General features: G+C 70.8%; 15 protein-coding genes and 1 riboswitch. Of the genes, 7 read left to right on the top strand and 8 right to left on the bottom strand.

Annotated features, from left to right (window positions below):
- The first annotated feature begins 121 nt into the window (after positions 1–121).
- On the top strand, positions 122–934 hold the full coding sequence (locus tag ACQPXS_RS27210; RefSeq protein WP_356307648.1) for an HAD family hydrolase: 813 nt from the start codon (positions 122–124) through the stop codon (positions 932–934).
- Between the two features lie 110 nt (positions 935–1044).
- Here the strand turns inward: ACQPXS_RS27210 and ACQPXS_RS27215 are convergent, their stop codons facing one another.
- Positions 1045–1536 carry a transglycosylase SLT domain-containing protein gene (locus tag ACQPXS_RS27215; protein ID WP_356307646.1) on the bottom strand — a complete coding sequence of 164 codons (492 nt, stop codon included), beginning with the start codon at positions 1534–1536 and terminating at the stop codon, positions 1045–1047.
- Positions 1537–1540: 4 nt separating this feature from the next.
- Positions 1541–1722: riboswitch (cyclic di-AMP (ydaO/yuaA leader) on the bottom strand.
- Positions 1723–2310: 588 nt separating this feature from the next.
- Between ACQPXS_RS27215 and ACQPXS_RS27220 the strand changes: the two genes are divergently transcribed.
- From ACQPXS_RS27220 to ACQPXS_RS27235, 4 genes are all read left to right on the top strand, one after another.
- Positions 2311–3321 carry a polyprenyl synthetase family protein gene (locus tag ACQPXS_RS27220; protein ID WP_351802307.1) on the top strand — a complete coding sequence of 337 codons (1011 nt, stop codon included), beginning with the start codon at positions 2311–2313 and terminating at the stop codon, positions 3319–3321.
- A 561-nt stretch (positions 3322–3882) separates the two neighbouring features.
- Positions 3883–5097, top strand: coding sequence for a LolA family protein (locus tag ACQPXS_RS27225; RefSeq protein ID WP_433451881.1), 1215 nt, complete (start codon positions 3883–3885; stop codon positions 5095–5097).
- 71 nt (positions 5098–5168) lie between these two features.
- Positions 5169–6167, top strand: coding sequence for an ATP-binding cassette domain-containing protein (locus tag ACQPXS_RS27230; protein ID WP_433451883.1), 999 nt, complete (start codon positions 5169–5171; stop codon positions 6165–6167).
- The gene (locus tag ACQPXS_RS27235) at positions 6154–7071 is read left to right on the top strand and encodes an ABC transporter permease (RefSeq protein ID WP_433451884.1); all 918 of its coding nucleotides are present in this window, start codon (positions 6154–6156) and stop codon (positions 7069–7071) included. The genes ACQPXS_RS27230 and ACQPXS_RS27235 overlap by 14 nt, the downstream gene beginning before the upstream one ends.
- A gap of 2 nt (positions 7072–7073) precedes the next feature.
- Here the strand turns inward: ACQPXS_RS27235 and ACQPXS_RS27240 are convergent, their stop codons facing one another.
- The gene (locus tag ACQPXS_RS27240) at positions 7074–7667 is read right to left on the bottom strand and encodes a flavodoxin family protein (protein ID WP_433451886.1); all 594 of its coding nucleotides are present in this window, start codon (positions 7665–7667) and stop codon (positions 7074–7076) included.
- 196 nt (positions 7668–7863) lie between these two features.
- On the opposite strand from ACQPXS_RS27240, the gene ACQPXS_RS27245 reads away from it, so the two are divergent.
- Entirely contained in the window at positions 7864–8922 is a 1059-nt protein-coding gene (locus tag ACQPXS_RS27245; protein ID WP_433451888.1) for a hypothetical protein, read from the top strand.
- Between the two features lie 44 nt (positions 8923–8966).
- Here the strand turns inward: ACQPXS_RS27245 and ACQPXS_RS27250 are convergent, their stop codons facing one another.
- The 3 genes from ACQPXS_RS27250 to ACQPXS_RS27260 form a co-directional block, all read right to left on the bottom strand.
- Entirely contained in the window at positions 8967–9446 is a 480-nt protein-coding gene (locus ACQPXS_RS27250; RefSeq protein ID WP_433451890.1) for a VOC family protein, read from the bottom strand.
- A gap of 44 nt (positions 9447–9490) precedes the next feature.
- Entirely contained in the window at positions 9491–10441 is a 951-nt protein-coding gene (gene rarD, locus ACQPXS_RS27255; RefSeq protein WP_365332630.1) for an EamA family transporter RarD, read from the bottom strand.
- Between the two features lie 112 nt (positions 10442–10553).
- The gene (locus tag ACQPXS_RS27260; protein ID WP_433451892.1) at positions 10554–11408 is read right to left on the bottom strand and encodes an SDR family oxidoreductase; all 855 of its coding nucleotides are present in this window, start codon (positions 11406–11408) and stop codon (positions 10554–10556) included.
- A 101-nt stretch (positions 11409–11509) separates the two neighbouring features.
- On the opposite strand from ACQPXS_RS27260, the gene ACQPXS_RS27265 reads away from it, so the two are divergent.
- A complete protein-coding gene (locus tag ACQPXS_RS27265) occupies positions 11510–11914 on the top strand; it encodes a winged helix-turn-helix transcriptional regulator (protein WP_365332626.1) in 405 nt (134 codons plus the stop codon).
- 16 nt (positions 11915–11930) lie between these two features.
- On the opposite strand, the gene ACQPXS_RS27270 is transcribed toward ACQPXS_RS27265, so the two are convergent.
- From ACQPXS_RS27270 to ACQPXS_RS27280, 3 genes are all read right to left on the bottom strand, one after another.
- Positions 11931–12992 carry a 2-oxoacid:ferredoxin oxidoreductase subunit beta gene (locus tag ACQPXS_RS27270; protein ID WP_433451893.1) on the bottom strand — a complete coding sequence of 354 codons (1062 nt, stop codon included), beginning with the start codon at positions 12990–12992 and terminating at the stop codon, positions 11931–11933.
- Positions 12985–14913: a 2-oxoacid:acceptor oxidoreductase subunit alpha gene (locus tag ACQPXS_RS27275; protein ID WP_433451894.1), complete on the bottom strand. Its 1929-nt coding sequence runs from the start codon at positions 14911–14913 to the stop codon at positions 12985–12987. Before ACQPXS_RS27275 ends, ACQPXS_RS27270 begins: the two co-directional genes overlap by 8 nt.
- 270 nt (positions 14914–15183) lie before the next feature.
- The gene (locus ACQPXS_RS27280) at positions 15184–15843 is read right to left on the bottom strand and encodes a response regulator transcription factor (RefSeq protein ID WP_351802568.1); all 660 of its coding nucleotides are present in this window, start codon (positions 15841–15843) and stop codon (positions 15184–15186) included.
- Positions 15844–15854 lie beyond the last annotated feature (11 nt).

Genomic DNA, 15854 nt, shown 5'->3' on the forward strand with positions numbered 1-15854 from the left:
CGCCCGTGCCGAGTCCCGTCATCAACCTGGAGTCGCAAGGCACCACTTGGGGTGGAACAGCACGTAAGTGCGCAGGACGACAAGGTGAGTCGGTGGGGCCCGGTATCCGTATTCTCTGATCATGGCAGCCTCCCCCACATATGCACTGATCGCCACCGACCTGGACGGAACGCTGCTGCGCGGCGACGACACCGTCTCCGACCGGTCGCTCGCCGCGCTCGCGCGGGTGGCGCGGGCCGGCGCCCGGCACCTGGTGGTGACGGGCCGCCCGGCCCCGCGGGTACGGCAGCTCCTCGCGCACCTCGGCTGCACGGGGCTCGCGGTGTGCGGGCAGGGCGCACAGGTCTACGACGCCGGGACCGGCCGCCTGCTGTGGTCGGTCCGGCTGGACCGGGAGCTGGCCGAGACCGCGCTCGGCAAGATCGAGGCCGAGGTGGGGCAGGTGTACGCGGCCGTGGACCAGGACGGGGTCGACGGGCTCACGCTCATCGAACCCGGCTACCGGATGCCGCACCCCACCCTGCCCGCGGTGCGGGTCGACCGGCGTGACGACCTGTGGTGCGCGCCCATCAGCAAGGTGCTGCTGCGCCATGCCGAGCTGTCCGACGACGAGTTGGCGGCCACGGCGCGCGGCGTGGTGGGCGACCTGGCGACGGTCACCATGTCCGGGCCGGGGACCGTGGAGCTCCAGCCGTCGGGGGTGACCAAGGCGACCGGTCTCGCGCTGGCCGCCGAGCGGCTCGGGATCGCGGCGGAGGAGGCGCTGGCGTTCGGCGACATGCCCAACGACATCCCGATGTTCGACTGGGCGGGGCGCGGGGTCGCCATGGCCGGCGCGCACCCCGAACTGAAGGCGGTGGCCGACGAGATCACTCTGTCGAACGAGGACGACGGAGTCGCCGTCGTCCTCGAAAGACTGTTCCCGACCGACTGACCGGCACATCAGTACACGGCCGCCCCGGAAGGAGCGACGGCCGCCCGGTGTGCCCCTCCGTCAGGTGAGGGCACACCGGGCGGCCGATGCCGTGCCGGTCGGCGGGACCGTCAGTACGCGCTGTGCACGTTGTCGATCGAGCCGTACCGGGCGGCGGCGTAGTTGCAGGCCGCGGTGATGTTCGCGACCGGGTCGTAGGGGTCGAAGGAGGTGCCGGCCACGTGGTACGCCTTGAAGGTCGGGTCGATCACCTGGAGCAGCCCCTTGGACGGGATGCCCTTGGCGGCGTTGGAGTCCCAGAGGTTGATGGCCTTCGGGTTGCCGGAGGACTCCCGGATGATGTTGCGATAGATGCCGTTGTAGGTGCCCGGAATGCCCTTCTGGGCCATGATCGCGAGGGACTCGCGGATCCAGCCGTCGAGGTTGTTCGAGTACCCGGCGGTGGTGGTGGAGGCAGCCTTGGAGGTCGTGCCGGTGGCTGCGGAGGCGCTGGTGGCGCCGATGAGCGAGAGGGTGAGGACGGCGGCGCCGGTGCCGGCGACCGTGAGGGCGCGGACCAGGCGGTTGTTGCGCGGGCGGCGGTGCTTGGCGGCAGCAGACATGGGGAAGTCCTCTCCGTCGCCTGCGAGGTGAGCTGTCGGGTTCGGGCGGGGAGGTGCCCGGCCGCGTCTTCCTGAGAAGGCGTGGCTTCACCCCGAGCCGTTCCGGTGCGACGTGTGCCGACCGGCCCGGCGACTTACCTGGGTCCCCCGCTCCTGCCGTACGAATGAGTTCGTCGATGGGTCACGCGGGCGGCGGCAGGATTCGGCGTCCGCCCGACGGCCCGGAACGTATGCGAGAGCACATGCCGGGAACAAGTACCGGATGCACACTAAGTACTATTTGACCTTTGTCTGTGGCATATGGGGTACTTGATCCTTTGCGGTTGCCAACCCTCAACTCGCCGATGTGACAAGGGTGGAGGTGGCCTGACGGGCTCCTGGGGGTCGCAGGTCGGCCGTGACCCAATTCACGAAATAACAAAGTATTTCAAATCGGACATGGGGGGTTCGGGTGGATCGGGTGGGTGATGGCGCCCGTGGTGGAGCCTGTCGCGGAACCCGTGACGGGCCGTCTGTCGTTGTCTGGGGCGTAGGCATTACTCCGCTCGCCCCCTCGACTCGCGACAAAGCATCTGGATTCCTGTTAAGTCGATAAATGTCCGCTCTTATCACTTGATCAAAAACATACCGGTCGTGATCCGATACCGCCCAGGCTGGACCGGTGGGCGCTATCGGTGATCGAAACAGGACCGGATACGCTGAGTTGAGTGATGGCAGCGACCTATCGACAAACCGTGTAATCGCCAGCAGACACCAGCAGACAGGAGACCCCTCGTGACCGTCGTCGGGCCGTTCGGGCTGAGCGTGCGGGACCAGGCTCTGGAAGCCGATGTCCAGGCCGGATTGGCGGCTGTCGAGGAAGGCTTGCTCGAGGCCACCAAGAGCGAGGTCCCGTTCATCACGGAGGCCGCGCAGCACCTCGTACGAGCCGGCGGGAAGCGGTTCAGGCCGCTGCTCGTGATGCTCGCGGCCCAGTTCGGCGACCCCTACGCGCCGGGCGTCGTGCCCTCGGCCGTGGTCGTGGAGCTGACCCACCTGGCCACGCTGTACCACGACGACGTCATGGACGAGGCGGCCGTACGGCGCGGCGTGGACAGCGCCAACACCCGCTGGGGCAACTCCGTCGCGGTCCTCACCGGCGACTTCCTCTTCGCCCGCGCCTCCCAGATCCTCGCCGACCTCGGCCCCGAGGCGGTCCGGGTGCAGGCCCTCGCCTTCGAGCGGCTGGTCACGGGCCAGATCCTGGAGACCGCCGGCCCCTCCGACGGCCGCGACCCGGTCGAGCACTACCTGGACGTGCTCGGCGGCAAGACGGGCTCGCTGGTGGCGGTGTCGTGCCGGTTCGGCGCGATGATGTCCGGTGCCGACGAGACGGTCGTCGACGTGCTCACCCAGTACGGCGAGCGGCTCGGGGTCGCCTTCCAGCTCGCCGACGACGTCCTGGACATCGCCTCCGACTCGCACGAGTCCGGCAAGACCCCGGGGACCGACCTGCGCGAGGGCATCCCGACGCTGCCCGTGCTCCGGCTGCGCGAACGCGCCGCCCGCCTCGGCCTGGCCGAGGACATCGCGCTGTGCGAGCTGCTCGACTCCGACCTCAGCGACGACGCCCGGCACGCCGAGGCGCTGGCCGCGCTGCGCGGCCACCCCGCGCTGGAGCAGGCCCGCCGGGACACCATCCGGTACGCGGAGGAGGCCCGCGCCGCGCTGGCGCCGCTGCGGGAGTGCGACGCCAAGGCCGCGCTGATGCAGCTGTGCGACGCGGTGGTCCACCGCGCCGGCTGACCCGACGGCCTGCCCCAGCACGCCGCGCCCGGCCTCCGGCGGCCACTCCGGCACGCTTACGGCTGTCCGCCGCGCCGGTTTCCGGGCTGTGGGGATCCGGCGCGCCTCCGGCCGTCTGTCGCGCCGTGCTTGAGCTGCACGTGACGGCAGGCTTCCGTCCGTCCGTTCATCGCGACGCGACGCGCCGCGCCCCAGCCGTACGTCACGCCGCGCTTCGGGGCCGCCCGCCACGCCGCGCTACAGCCATGCGACCGGGCACGGGCTCATACGACCCGGCGCGGGGCCCGTGCGACCCGTACGCCCGCGCGTCCGTACACCTCCGCGCCCCCGTACCGCCCCCTCCGTTCCGGTGAGACCCCTACGGGTCGGCGGCGTTCCTGCCCCTGCGTGTCATACCGCAGGCGTACGCGGAGTTGGCTCCGAGGTCTGACGATTCCTCATGGCCGATTTGGTGAGATGGAAACCACGGAAATCACCAATCCTCACCGATTCGGGTGAGAATGGCGGCTCGGGTGGACCAGCGTGAGAACAGCCGCCGCCGACGACGGAGGTAAGGCACACATGGCACCGTACGAATCCGACGACGCAGTGGACGCCGCGCGCGTGGACGCCGCGGGGGGCGCTGAGCGAAACGCCGGGCGCCGCAGGGCGGCCCGTTACGCGGTCCCGGTCGCCGTGGTGGGGGTCGCGGCGGCCACGATCGGTCTGGTCCCGGCGCTCGCCGCCTCCGGCGACCCCGACCTGCCCAGGATCACCGCACAGCAGCTCATCGAGAAGATCGCCAAGTCGGACGTGCAGCAGCTGTCCGGCACGGTGCGGATCAACACCGACCTCGGCCTGCCCGACCTCGGCGGCCTGGAGAACAGCCTGGCCTCCGGCGCCGCCAGGGGCTCCGGCGACGGTTCCTCCGCCGACCCGCAGTCCCAGCTCACCTCGCTGGTCTCCGGCACGCACACGCTGCGCGTCGCCGCCGACGGTCCGGAGAAGCAGAAGCTGTCTCTGCTGGAGAGCGGCTCGGAGTACAACCTCATCCACAACGGCAAGAACGTCTGGGGCTACGACAGCAAGACCAACGAGGTGTACCACGGCACCTCGGCCGACTCCGGCAAGGAGCACGACGCCGAGCCCCCGGCGACGCCGAAGGACTTCGCCGACCAGGCGCTGAAGTCGGTGGACGGCACCACGTCCGTCACTGTCGACGGCACCGAGCGGGTCGCCGGCCGCGACGCCTACAAGCTGCTGATCAAGCCCAGGCAGTCCGGCACCACGGTCGGCGCCATCAGCATCGCCGTAGACGCGAAGACCGGCATGCCGCTGAAGTTCACCCTGACGCCGAAGAGCGGCGGCGCCGCCGTCCTCGATGTCGGCTTCACCCAGGTCTCCTTCGCCAAGCCGGCCGCCTCGACCTTCACCTTCACCCCGCCCAAGGGCGCGAAGGTGACGGAGGAGAAGCGGGACTCCGCCGCGCGGAAGCACGCGCCCGAGTCCGGCGAGGACTTCGCCAAGGGCATGAACGGCGCCGGCGTGCTCGGCAAGGGCTGGACGTCCATCGCCACCTTCGACACCGGCGCGAAGAGCGGCCTGCCGACCGGTGCCCAGGGCGGTGACCTCGGCGGCTTCCTCGGCTCGCTCGGCGACAAGGTCTCCGGCAAGTTCGGCAAGGGCACGGTCTTCTCCACCCGCCTGGTCAACGCCCTGATCACCGACGACGGCAAGGTCTACGCCGGCGCGGTGACCAAGGACGCCCTGGTGAAGGCGGCGAACGAAGGGAAGTGACCCTGCCCGGGCACTACGGGCCGTGACCGTACGTTGACCCTTCACGGGAGCACGAAGCGAGGGGGGAGCCGATGGACGGACGGTCCGTCACGGAGCGGGAGGCGGGGGACGCGGCGGAGCGTGCGCCGGGGCAGGAGGAGGCGAGCGTCATCGCGACGCGCGGCCTCACCAAGCGCTACCGCGGCGGACAGCTCGCCGTCGACGGTCTCGACCTGACCGTCCCGGCGGGCAGCGTCTTCGGCTTCCTCGGTCCGAACGGCTCGGGCAAGACCACCACCATCCGCATGCTGATGGGCCTGATCGAGCCCACGGCGGGCACGGCACGCGTGCTGGGCCGCCCGATGCCCCGGGCGGCCCGGTCCGTCCTCCCCCAGATCGGCGCGCTCATCGAGGGCCCGGCGCTGTACGGCTTTCTCTCCGGCCGGGACAACCTGCTGCGCTACGACGCCGCCGACCCGACCGCCGACCCCCGCACCCGGCACGCCCGCGTCGCCACCGCCCTGGACCGGGTGGGCCTCGCGGCCGCCGCCGGCAAGAAGGCGAAGGCGTACTCGCTGGGCATGAGACAGCGCCTCGGCCTGGCCGCCGCGCTGCTCCAGCCACGCCGGCTGCTCGTCCTGGACGAGCCCACCAACGGCCTCGACCCGCAGGGCATGCGCGAGATCCGCACCCTGATCCGGGAACTGGCCGCCGACGGCACGACCGTCTTCCTCTCCTCCCATCTCCTCGACGAGATCGAGCAGGTCTGCACCCATGCGGCGGTCATGGCGCGGGGCCGGCTCGTCACCCAGGGCGCGGTGGCCGACCTGGCGGCCGGAGCGCGCGGCCGGCTGGTGGTGACCACCCCGGATCCGGCCGAGGCGGCCCGGGTGCTGAAGGAACAGGGCGTCGGGGACGTCACCGTCGACGGAGACCGGGTCACCGGGGAACCGCCCGCGCAGGACCTCGCCGAGGTGAACGCGGCCCTGGTCGCGGCTGGGGTCCGGGTCCGGGGGTTCACGGTCGAACGGGCCTCGTTGGAGGACGCGTTCGTGGCGCTGACGGGGGAGGGCTTCGATGTCGCGGGCTGAGACGGTCTCCGTGAACGGTACGGTCCCCGCGCCCGGGACGGCCCCCGTGGCCGCGGTGCGCCGGCCGAGCCCCCTGTGGACGTTCGGGCTGCTGCGCAGCGAACTCGCCACGACCCTCCGCCGCTGGCGCACGCTCGCCCTGCTCGGGGTGCTGGCCGCCGTGCCGGTGCTGGTCGGGATCGCGGTGAAGATCCAGACGCGGGGCGGCAGGACGGCGGACCACAGCGGCCAGGGCCCGGCGTTCATGACGCAGATCACCAACAACGGCCTGTTCCTGGTGTTCACGGCGCTGGCCGCGACCCTGCCGTTCTTCCTGCCGATGGCCGTCGGGGTCGTCGCGGGCGACGCGATAGCGGGCGAGGCGGGCGCGGGCACCCTGCGCTATCTGCTGGTCGCCCCGGCCGGCCGCACCCGGCTGCTGCTCACCAAGTACACGACGGTGATGGCGTTCTGCGTGCTGGCCACGCTGGTCGTGGCCGGCTCGGCGTTGATCGTGGGCGCGCTGCTCTTTCCGCTGGGCGACCTCACGACCATATCCGGCACCCGGATCAGCTTCACCGAGGGCCTCGGCCGGGCCCTGCTGATCGCCCTGGTGGTCGCCGCCTCACTGGTCGGCCTGGCGGCGCTCGGCCTGTTCGTGTCGACGCTCACGAACAGCGGCATCGCGGCGATGGCGACCACCGTCGGCATACTCATCACGGTCCAGATCCTGGACCAGATACCCCAGTTGCACGCCCTGCGGCCGTACCTGTTCTCGCACTACTGGCTGTCCTTCGCCGACCTGATGCGCGACCCGGTCTACTGGGACGACCTGGTGAAGAACCTCGGCCTCCAGGCGCTGTACGCGGCCGTGTTCGGCTCGGCGGCCTGGGCGCGGTTCACGACGAAGGACATCAGCGCGTAGGGCTAGCCGGCGGGCGTGTCGTACGGGAAGCGCGCGAAGGGTGCGTCCTGCGCGAAGAAGGTCTTCGCGCGTGCCAGCGCGTCGGTGTCCTTCAGTACGTCACCCCGGGCGCTGCCGTTGCCCAGCAGGACGCCGCCGAAGCGCATCCCCATGTAGGCGGCCGAGTTGTTCAGCGTGCCGACGTAGGGTTCGGCGACCGACGCCTCGGCATGGGCGAGCGCGGCGATGCCCCAGAGCGTGCGCCCGGCCAGGGTCGCCTTGAAGTCGACGCCCGGGGTGCGCAGCCAGCCCGACCAGTAGTCCAGGTAGCGCTTGGTGAGGCCGGACACCGAGTACCAGTACAACGGGGAGGCGATCACGATGTCCGTGGCCGCCAGCGTGGCGTCCAGCAGCAGACCGGTCGCGCTGTCCGAGGGCGGCCGTACGTGGTCGCTGTCGTGCCGCAGGTCCACGAAGTCGGGCAGGGGGTGCTCGGCTAGGCGGATCCAGCGCTGTTCGACGTCACCGGGCAGTTGCTCGGCCGCCGCGCGGGCCAGCAACTCGGTGTTGCCCTCGGCGCGAGCGCTGCCCAGGACGAAGAGAAAACGACGGTTCATGGGTCCCCCGGAGGCGTGCTGTCGTACGGCTGATAAAGGCGCATGCATTATATGCACACGCAAGCAATGAGGGCCAGGGTGTGGCTGGTGCGAGGCTGTGACGTCGCGGTGACGCGGAAGCCGAAGCGAGCCGACACACTGGTCGGCAGGACGCGTACGACCGGATCGCGACGCCGGGGGAGTGAGGGAAAAGCCGATGTCTCGAGTCAGCTTCGAGAAGAAGCGGGCGCAGCAGCCCGTTGCGCATCCGGCGGTGGTACCGGTCCGGGTGTTCGGCGCGGGACGCGCGTCGGTCGGCGGGACGTCGGTGGTGGCGGCGCCGGGCGAGGAGATCCAGCAGGCCGTCCTCAACCACCTCCAGCGTCTGGCCATCAGCATCGGCGCCCCCATACGCGCCACGATCCACGACGACCTCGCGGGCTGCGTGGTTCCCCTGGAGGTCTCGGCGGACGGCTCCAGCCGGGTCACGGGGCAGGCGGAACGGGTGGCCGCGCCGGCGAAGCCGGGTGCGGCGGGCGCGTCCTCACAGGCGGCCGTGGCTGCACCGCAGGGAGCGCGGGATGTGCCCCCGGTCACGCAGTCGGCGCCCGTGTCGGCCGGGAGCGTGCAGGCCCCCACGGGACAGTTCGGCCCCGCACCGGTCATGTCGGTCACCAAGCCCTCGGCGCCCGTCACCGATCTCGTGGAGCCCGAGCCCGCCCCCACCACCGCGACTCCCACCCCCGCCCGGGGTTTCGACGCCGTCGCCGAGGAGGTGCTCGGGGACGAGCCCGTGACCGAGACCGCGGAGGGGGCCGAGTTGCTCAGCGAGCCGATGACGCGGATCAACGAGGCCGTGCGCTCCGGCCGTATCGAGGCGGCGGCGCAACTCGCCGACCGTGCGGTCACCGAGGCGACCACCGTGCTGGGCCCCCGCCATGCCGAGGTGCTGCACCTGCGCGAACTGTCCGCCTACATCGCCTACTTGGGCGGCGACCCGGTCGGCGCCTGCCGGCAGTCCCTGGACCTCGCCCGGCTGCGCCGGCAGGCGCGGGACGCGGAGGCTGCGTACGGCAACGTGCAGAGCGCGGCGACCGCGTGGCGTGCGGTGCGCGATCCCGAGGAGGGCCTGCGGTTGGGCCGCGACCTCATCGAGCTGTGGGCGGACCTCACCACCGAGCCGGGGCCCGCCGCCGACGACCCGCGCCCGCTGGAGTCCGCCCGCGCCCGCATGGTCCGCCTGACCGACCGCGCGGCCCGCGCCGTACAGCCGTAACCGACCGTGCGGCCCGCGCTGCGCGGCCGTAACCGGCGGCAGTCCTAGTGCACGCAGAACTCGTTGCCCTCCGGGTCCGCCATCACCACCCATGAGCCCGAGGGCTCCTTCACCTCGTCCAGCACCCGCGCGCCCAGCGCCCGGAGCCGTGCCACCTCGTCGGCGCGCCGGCCCTCGCCGGGGTGCAGGTCCAGGTGGAGCCGGTTCTTGACCGTCTTCGGCTCCGGTACGCGCTGGAACAGCAGCCGCCGGCCGAGCCCGGTGCCGGTCTCCGTGTCGTACGGGTCGTCGGGGTGCCGTACGGCGATCAGGTCACGGAAGGCGTGCCGGCCGTGGTACTCGACCGTGGCCTCGCGGGGCAGCGCGCCGAGGGACAGCAGCCGTTCGATCAGGCTGCTGTTGTCCTCGGCCGTGTAGTGCAGCGCGGCGGCCCAGAAGTCGGCCTGGGCGTGCGGGTCGGCCGCGTCGATGACGAGCTTCCAGTGCAGCGGGGCAGAGGCCTCGGTGGGTGACTGAGTCGACATGCTCACCACTTATAGCGGCGAGCACTGACTTCTCACCCACCGAATCAGGTTTCCACCGGCGCGGAATCGGGCGTCTCCACCCGGGGCAGGCCCAGCGGCTCCCGCGGCCTGCGCGCCGAGCGCAGCGCGTCGCCCGTGAGCAGCATCAGCGCCAGCCAGACCAGCGCGAACCCGGCCCAGCGCTCGGGCGGCATGGCCTCGTGGAAGTAGAAGATGCCGAGCAGGAACTGGAAGACGGGCGCCAGGTACTGCAGCAGGCCCAGCGTCGACAGGGGCACGCGGATCGCCGCCGCGCCGAAGCAGACCAGGGGCAGCGCGGTGACCAGGCCGGTGGAGGCGAGCAGGGCGGCGTGCCCGGTCCCGTCGTTCAGGAAGCTGGTCTTGCCGTGCGCGCCGAGCCACAACAGATAGCCGAGCGCGGGCAGGAACTGGATTGCGGTCTCGGCGGCCAGCGACTCCAGGCCGCCGAGGGCGACCTTCTTCTTGACCAGGCCGTAGGTGGCGAAGGAGAACGCGAGGACGAGCGAGATCCACGGCGGGCGGCCGTAGCCGACCGTCAGGACGACGACGGCGGCGAGGCCGGTGGCGACCGCCGCCCACTGCGCGGGGCGCAGCCGCTCCTTCAGCAGCAGCACGCCCATCGCGATGGTCACCAGCGGGTTGATGAAGTACCCGAGGGAGGCCTCGACGACATGGCCGGAGTTCACGGACCAGATGTAGACGCCCCAGTTCACCGTGATGACGGCGGCGGCCACGGCGATGAGTCCGAGCCGGCGGGGCTGGCGCAGCAGCTGTCCGGCCCACGCCCAGCGCCGTACGAAGAGCAGGGCGACGGCGACGACGACCAGGGACCACACCATGCGGTGGGCGAGGATCTCCACCGCTCCGGCGGGCTTCAGCAGGGGCCAGAACAGGGGCACCAGGCCCCACATGCCGTAGGCGGCGAAGCCGTTCAGCAGGCCTATTCGGTGCTCACCCTTGGACTTCCCGGCCATGGGCCCCTCCCTCTCGCATCAGGCACGCGAGAAGGAAGGTAGCGCCGAGGACCCCCGACTGTCATGGCCGTATCGCCATACGGTCATGACAGTCCGAGGGGTGTCGGACGGCTCAGCCCTTGAGCGCGGCGGTGACCGCCTCCGCCAGCGGGGTGGTGGGGCGGCCGATGAGCCGCGACAGGTCGCCGGAGGAGACCACCAGCTCGCCCTTCTCGACCGAGGCGTCCACACCGGCCATGATCGTGGCCAGCGGCCCGGGCAGCCCGGCGCCGGTCAGGATGTCGGCGAAGGTCTCCACCGAGACCGCGTTGTAGACGATCTCCTTGCCGGTCTGCCGGCTCAGCTCGGCGGCGTACTCGGCGAAGCCCCATGCCTCGTCGCCGCCCAGCTCGTACGTCCTGTTCTCGTGGCCCTCGCCGGTCAGCACCGCGACCGCGGCGGCGGCGTAGTCGGCGCGGGCGGCCGAGGAGACCCGGCCGTCGCCGGCGGCCTGGACGACCGCGCCGTGCTCCAGCACCGGGGCCAGGTTCTCGGTGTAGTTCTCGTGGTACCAGCTGTTGCGCAGCAGGGTGTACGGCAGGCCGGAGGCGAGCAGCGCCTCCTCCGTCGCCCGGTGGTCGTCCGCGAGCGCGGCGGTGAGGCTGCCCGGGGCGCTGGTGTAGGCGAGCAGCGCCACGCCGGCGGCCTTCGCGGCGTCGATGACGACCTTGTGCTGCTGCACCCTGCCCTTGTCGAACTCGTTGCCGGAGATCAGCAGGACCTTGTCGCCGGCGGCGAACAGGCCGTCGAAGGTCTCGGGCGCGTTGTAGTCGGCGACGGCCAGCTTGACCCCGCGGGCGGCGAAGTCGGCGGCCTTCGCCTCGTCGCGCACGACGGCGGTGATCCGCTCCGCCGGAACCTTCTCCAGCAACTGCTCCACGACGTGCCGGCCGAGGTGTCCGGTGGCTCCGGTGACGACGATGCTCATGGTTCGCAACTCCTTGTGGGATGCCGTGTATCTCGTATGGCACTCACCCTAGGAGGGGCGCTAACTCGGCGAAAGTACCCACCTTGAAGTAAGGTACGGGCATGTCGGTAAGTCAGTGGAAGGGCGACGGCGAGGCCATGTGCCCCCACCGCCTGGTCCTGGAGCACGTGACCAGCCGCTGGGGCGTGCTGGTGCTGATCCAGCTCCTCGACCGCCCGTATCGCTTCAGCGAACTGCGCCGGGCGATCAGCGGCCTCGGCGGGCGTGGCGTCAGCGAGAAGATGCTCACGCAGACCCTCCAGACCCTGGAGCGCGACGGCCTCGTCCACCGGGACGCCAAGCCCGTCATCCCACCGCGCGTCGACTACTCCCTGACCGAGCTCGGCCGCGAGGCGGCGGAGCAGGTGCGCGCGCTGGCCCGGTGGACCGAGCGGCGCATGGACGACGTGCTCAGCGCCCGCCGGGCATACGACGAGGCCCGGGACGTCCGGTCCCGGGCCTCATAGCCAAGCCAAAGCGTTCTCAGCCGACGACCGTCCAGGTGTCCCCGCCCGCCAGCAGCGCGGCCAGGTCGCCCTTGCCCTTCTGGTCGATCGCGGTGTCCAGCTGGTCGGCCATCGCCGTGTCGTAGACCGGCCGGTCGACCGAGCGGAAGACGCCGATCGGCGTGTGGTGCAGGGTGTCGGGGTCGGCGAGCCGGGAGAGCGCGAAGGCGGTGGTCGGGGACGCCGCCTGGGCGTCGTGGACCAGGATGTCCGCCTCGTTCTCCGCCGTCACCGTGACGACCTCCAGGTCACCGGTGGCCTGGTTGCGTACGACGCCGCGCGCCCCGTCGGCGCCGAAGCGGATCGGCTGCCCGTGCTCCAGCCGGATCAGGGCCTCCTCGGCCTGCTGCTTGTCCTTCAGGGCGTCGAAGGCGCCGTCGTTGAAGATGTTGCAGTTCTGGTAGATCTCGATCAGCGCGGTGCCCGGGTGGTCGGCGGCCGCGCGCAGCACCTCGGTCAGGTGCTTGCGGTCGGAGTCGATGGTGCGGGCGACGAAGGACGCCTCCGCGCCGATCGCCAGCGACACCGGGTTGAACGGCGCGTCCAGCGAGCCCATCGGCGTCGACTTGGTGATCTTGCCGAGTTCGGAGGTCGGGGAGTACTGGCCCTTGGTCAGGCCGTAGATCCGGTTGTTGAACAGCAGGATCTTCAGGTTGACGTTGCGGCGCAGGGCGTGGATCAGGTGGTTGCCGCCGATGGACAGCGCGTCGCCGTCACCGGTCACCACCCACACCGACAGATCCCGCCTGCTGGTGGCCAGGCCGGTGGCGATGGCCGGGGCGCGGCCGTGGATGGAGTGCATCCCGTAGGTGTTCATGTAGTACGGGAAGCGGGAGGAGCAGCCGATGCCGGAGACGAAGACGATGTTCTCCTTGGCCAGCCCCAGCTCCGGCATGAAGCCCTGCACGGCGGCGAGGATCGCGTAGTCACCGCAGCCCGGGCACCAGCGCACCTCCTGGTCCGACTTGAAGTCCTTCATCGACTGCTTGGCCCCGGCCTTGGGGACCAGCTGCAGCAGTCCGTTGCCGGTGTCAGTCATCGATGGCCTCCTTCAGAGCCTTGGCGAGCTGTTGCGCCTTGAACGGCATGCCGTTGACCTGGTTGTAGGAGTGGGCGTCGACCAGGTACTTCGCCCGGATCAGGGTGGCCAGCTGCCCGAGGTTCATCTCGGGGATCACCACCTTGTCGTACCGCTTCAGGACCGTGCCGAGGTTGCGCGGGAAGGGGTTGAGGTGGCGCAGGTGGGCCTGCGCGATTTCCTCGCCGGCCGCCCGCAGCCGCCGTACCGCCGCCGTGATCGGGCCGTACGTCGAGCCCCAGCCCAGTACCAGCGTGCTCGCGCCGTGCGGGTCGTCGACCTCGATGTCGGGGACCTCGATGCCGTCGACCTTGGCCTGCCGGGTGCGGACCATGAAGTCGTGGTTGGCGGGGTCGTAGGAGATGTTGCCCGTGCCGTCCTGCTTCTCGATGCCGCCGATGCGGTGCTCCAGACCCGGGGTGCCCGGGATCGCCCACGGCCGGGCGAGGGTCTCGGTGTCGCGCTTGTAGGGCCAGAAGACCTCGCTGCCGTCGTCCAGGGTGTGGTTCGGGCCGGAAGCGAACTGCACCCGGAGGTCCGGCAGTTCGTGCAGGTCGGGGATCCGCCACGGTTCGGAGCCGTTGGCCAGGTACCCGTCGGACAGAAGCATCACCGGGGTGCGGTAGGTCAGCGCGATCCGGGCCGCCTCAAGAGCCGCGTCGAAGCAGTCCGCCGGGGTCTTCGGCGCCACGATCGGCACCGGGGCCTCGCCGTTGCGGCCGAACATCGCCTGCAGCAGGTCCGCCTGCTCGGTCTTGGTCGGCAGACCCGTGGACGGGCCGCCGCGCTGGATGTCGACGACCAGCAGCGGCAGCTCCAGGGAGACCGCGAGGCCGATCGTCTCGCTCTTCAGCGCGACACCGGGACCGGACGTCGTGGTCACCGCGAGCGAACCGCCGAACGCCGCGCCCAGCGCCGCGCCGATGCCCGCGATCTCGTCCTCCGCCTGGAAGGTCCGCACGCCGAAGTTCTTGTGCTTCGACAGCTCGTGCAGGATGTCGGAGGCCGGCGTGATCGGGTACGAGCCCAGGAACAGCGGCAGGTCCGCCTGCTGGGACGCGCTGATCAGGCCGTATGCCAGGGCGAGGTTGCCGGAGATGTTGCGGTAGGTGCCGACCGGGAAGGCCTTGGCGGCCGGAGCGACCTCGTAGGAGACGGCGAAGTCCTCCGTGGTCTCGCCGAAGTTCCAGCCCGCCCGGAACGCGGCGATGTTCGCCGCCATGATCTGGGGCTTCTTCGCGAACTTCGACTTCAGGAACTTCTCGGTGCCCTCGGTCGGCCGGTGGTACATCCACGACAGCAGACCCAGCGCGAACATGTTCTTGCTGCGCTCGGCCTCCTTGCGGGAGAGGTCGAACTCCTTCAGCGCCTCCACGGTGAGGGTGGTCAGCGGCACCGGGTGGAGGTTGTAGCCGTCCAGCGAGCCGTCGTCCAGCGGAGAGGTGGCATAGCCGACCTTCTGCAGGGCGCGCTTGGTGAACTCGTCGGTGTTGACGATGATCTCGGCGCCGCGCGGCAGATCGCCGATGTTCGCCTTCAGCGCGGCCGGGTTCATGGCGACCAGGACGTTCGGCGCGTCGCCTGGGGTGAGGATGTCGTGGTCGGCGAAGTGGAGCTGGAAGCTGGAGACGCCGGGCAGGGTGCCGGCGGGAGCGCGGATCTCGGCGGGGAAGTTGGGCAGGGTGGAGAGGTCGTTGCCGAAGGACGCGGTCTCCGAGGTGAACCTGTCACCGGTGAGCTGCATGCCGTCACCCGAGTCCCCCGCGAACCGGATGATCACCCGGTCCAGGCGCCGTACGTCCTTGACGCCGCCCGGTTTGCGCTGCTCTCCGACGACGGCTCCGTCGGCCTGCTCCGCCTGGCTGCTGACCTGGCTGGTCACTGAACTGGACCTCCTTCGAGGCGGCTGTCCGGGGCGTGGTCATCCCACGGACCATCCCAGGATCAACCCTACGTCGGTTAGGGTCGCCTTCCCGAGGCGATCCACAGAATGGACGACATCGAGTCGGCCCGTGGCGCTTTCGAGTCGGCGTGGCGCTGAGGTGTCAGGACGTCCTGTGCCGGTCGTCTCCTCCGGTCTTCCATCCGGGTACCCGGTCTTCCCACCGAAGCCGGACCGTTCGGCAGCCCTGCTGGCACAGTGTTCTTCGGGTCAGGAGTTCAGATAGGTCAGTACGGCCAGAACACGCCGGTGGTCCCCTTCGCTCGGAGCCAGCCCGAGCTTCAGGAAGATGTTGCTGACGTGCTTCTCCACGGCGCCGTCACTGACCACCAGCTGTTTGGCGATCGCCGAGTTGGTGCGCCCCTCCGCCATCAGCCCGAGCACCTCGCGCTCGCGTGGGGTGAGCCCCGCCAGCACGTCCTGCTTGCGGCTGCGGCCGAGCAGCTGCGCGACCACCTCGGGGTCCAGCGCCGTACCGCCCTGGGCCACCCGCACCACCGCGTCCACGAACTCGCGGACCTCGGCGACCCGGTCCTTGAGCAGATAGCCCACGCCCCGGCTGGAACCGGCCAGCAGTTCGGTGGCGTAGCGCTCCTCCACGTACTGCGACAGCACCAGCACGCCGAGCCCCGGATGGGCCTTGCGCAGCCGTACGGCCGCCCGCACGCCCTCGTCGGTGTGTGTCGGCGGCATCCGTACGTCCGCCACCACGACATCGGGCAGCTCGCCCTGAGCGTCCAGGTCGGCGACGGTCTTGACCAGCGCCTCCGCGTCCCCGACGCCGGCCACGACCTCGTGCCCGCGGTCGGTCAGCAGCCGGGTCAGGCCCTCCCTGAGCAGCACTGAGTCCTCGGCGATGACCACCCGCACCCTGTCCTCCA

This window comes from Streptomyces sp. CA-142005 (assembly GCF_050942335.1).
GTDB lineage: Bacteria > Actinomycetota > Actinomycetes > Streptomycetales > Streptomycetaceae > Streptomyces.

What these genes read in the sequence shown, in the direction of transcription:
- ACQPXS_RS27270 (WP_433451893.1), bottom strand. Translation starts at nt 12,992, where the DNA reads ATGACTGACACCGGCAACGGACTGCTGCAGCTGGTCCCCAAGGCCGGG.
- ACQPXS_RS27210 (WP_356307648.1), top strand. Translation starts at nt 122, where the DNA reads ATGGCAGCCTCCCCCACATATGCACTGATCGCCACCGACCTGGACGGA.
- ACQPXS_RS27230 (WP_433451883.1), top strand. Translation starts at nt 5,169, where the DNA reads ATGGACGGACGGTCCGTCACGGAGCGGGAGGCGGGGGACGCGGCGGAG.
- rarD (WP_365332630.1), bottom strand. Translation starts at nt 10,441, where the DNA reads ATGGCCGGGAAGTCCAAGGGTGAGCACCGAATAGGCCTGCTGAACGGC.
- ACQPXS_RS27250 (WP_433451890.1), bottom strand. Translation starts at nt 9,446, where the DNA reads ATGTCGACTCAGTCACCCACCGAGGCCTCTGCCCCGCTGCACTGGAAG.
- ACQPXS_RS27215 (WP_356307646.1), bottom strand. Translation starts at nt 1,536, where the DNA reads ATGTCTGCTGCCGCCAAGCACCGCCGCCCGCGCAACAACCGCCTGGTC.
- ACQPXS_RS27225 (WP_433451881.1), top strand. Translation starts at nt 3,883, where the DNA reads ATGGCACCGTACGAATCCGACGACGCAGTGGACGCCGCGCGCGTGGAC.
- ACQPXS_RS27260 (WP_433451892.1), bottom strand. Translation starts at nt 11,408, where the DNA reads ATGAGCATCGTCGTCACCGGAGCCACCGGACACCTCGGCCGGCACGTC.
- ACQPXS_RS27265 (WP_365332626.1), top strand. Translation starts at nt 11,510, where the DNA reads ATGTCGGTAAGTCAGTGGAAGGGCGACGGCGAGGCCATGTGCCCCCAC.
- ACQPXS_RS27240 (WP_433451886.1), bottom strand. Translation starts at nt 7,667, where the DNA reads ATGAACCGTCGTTTTCTCTTCGTCCTGGGCAGCGCTCGCGCCGAGGGC.
- ACQPXS_RS27245 (WP_433451888.1), top strand. Translation starts at nt 7,864, where the DNA reads ATGTCTCGAGTCAGCTTCGAGAAGAAGCGGGCGCAGCAGCCCGTTGCG.
- ACQPXS_RS27235 (WP_433451884.1), top strand. Translation starts at nt 6,154, where the DNA reads ATGTCGCGGGCTGAGACGGTCTCCGTGAACGGTACGGTCCCCGCGCCC.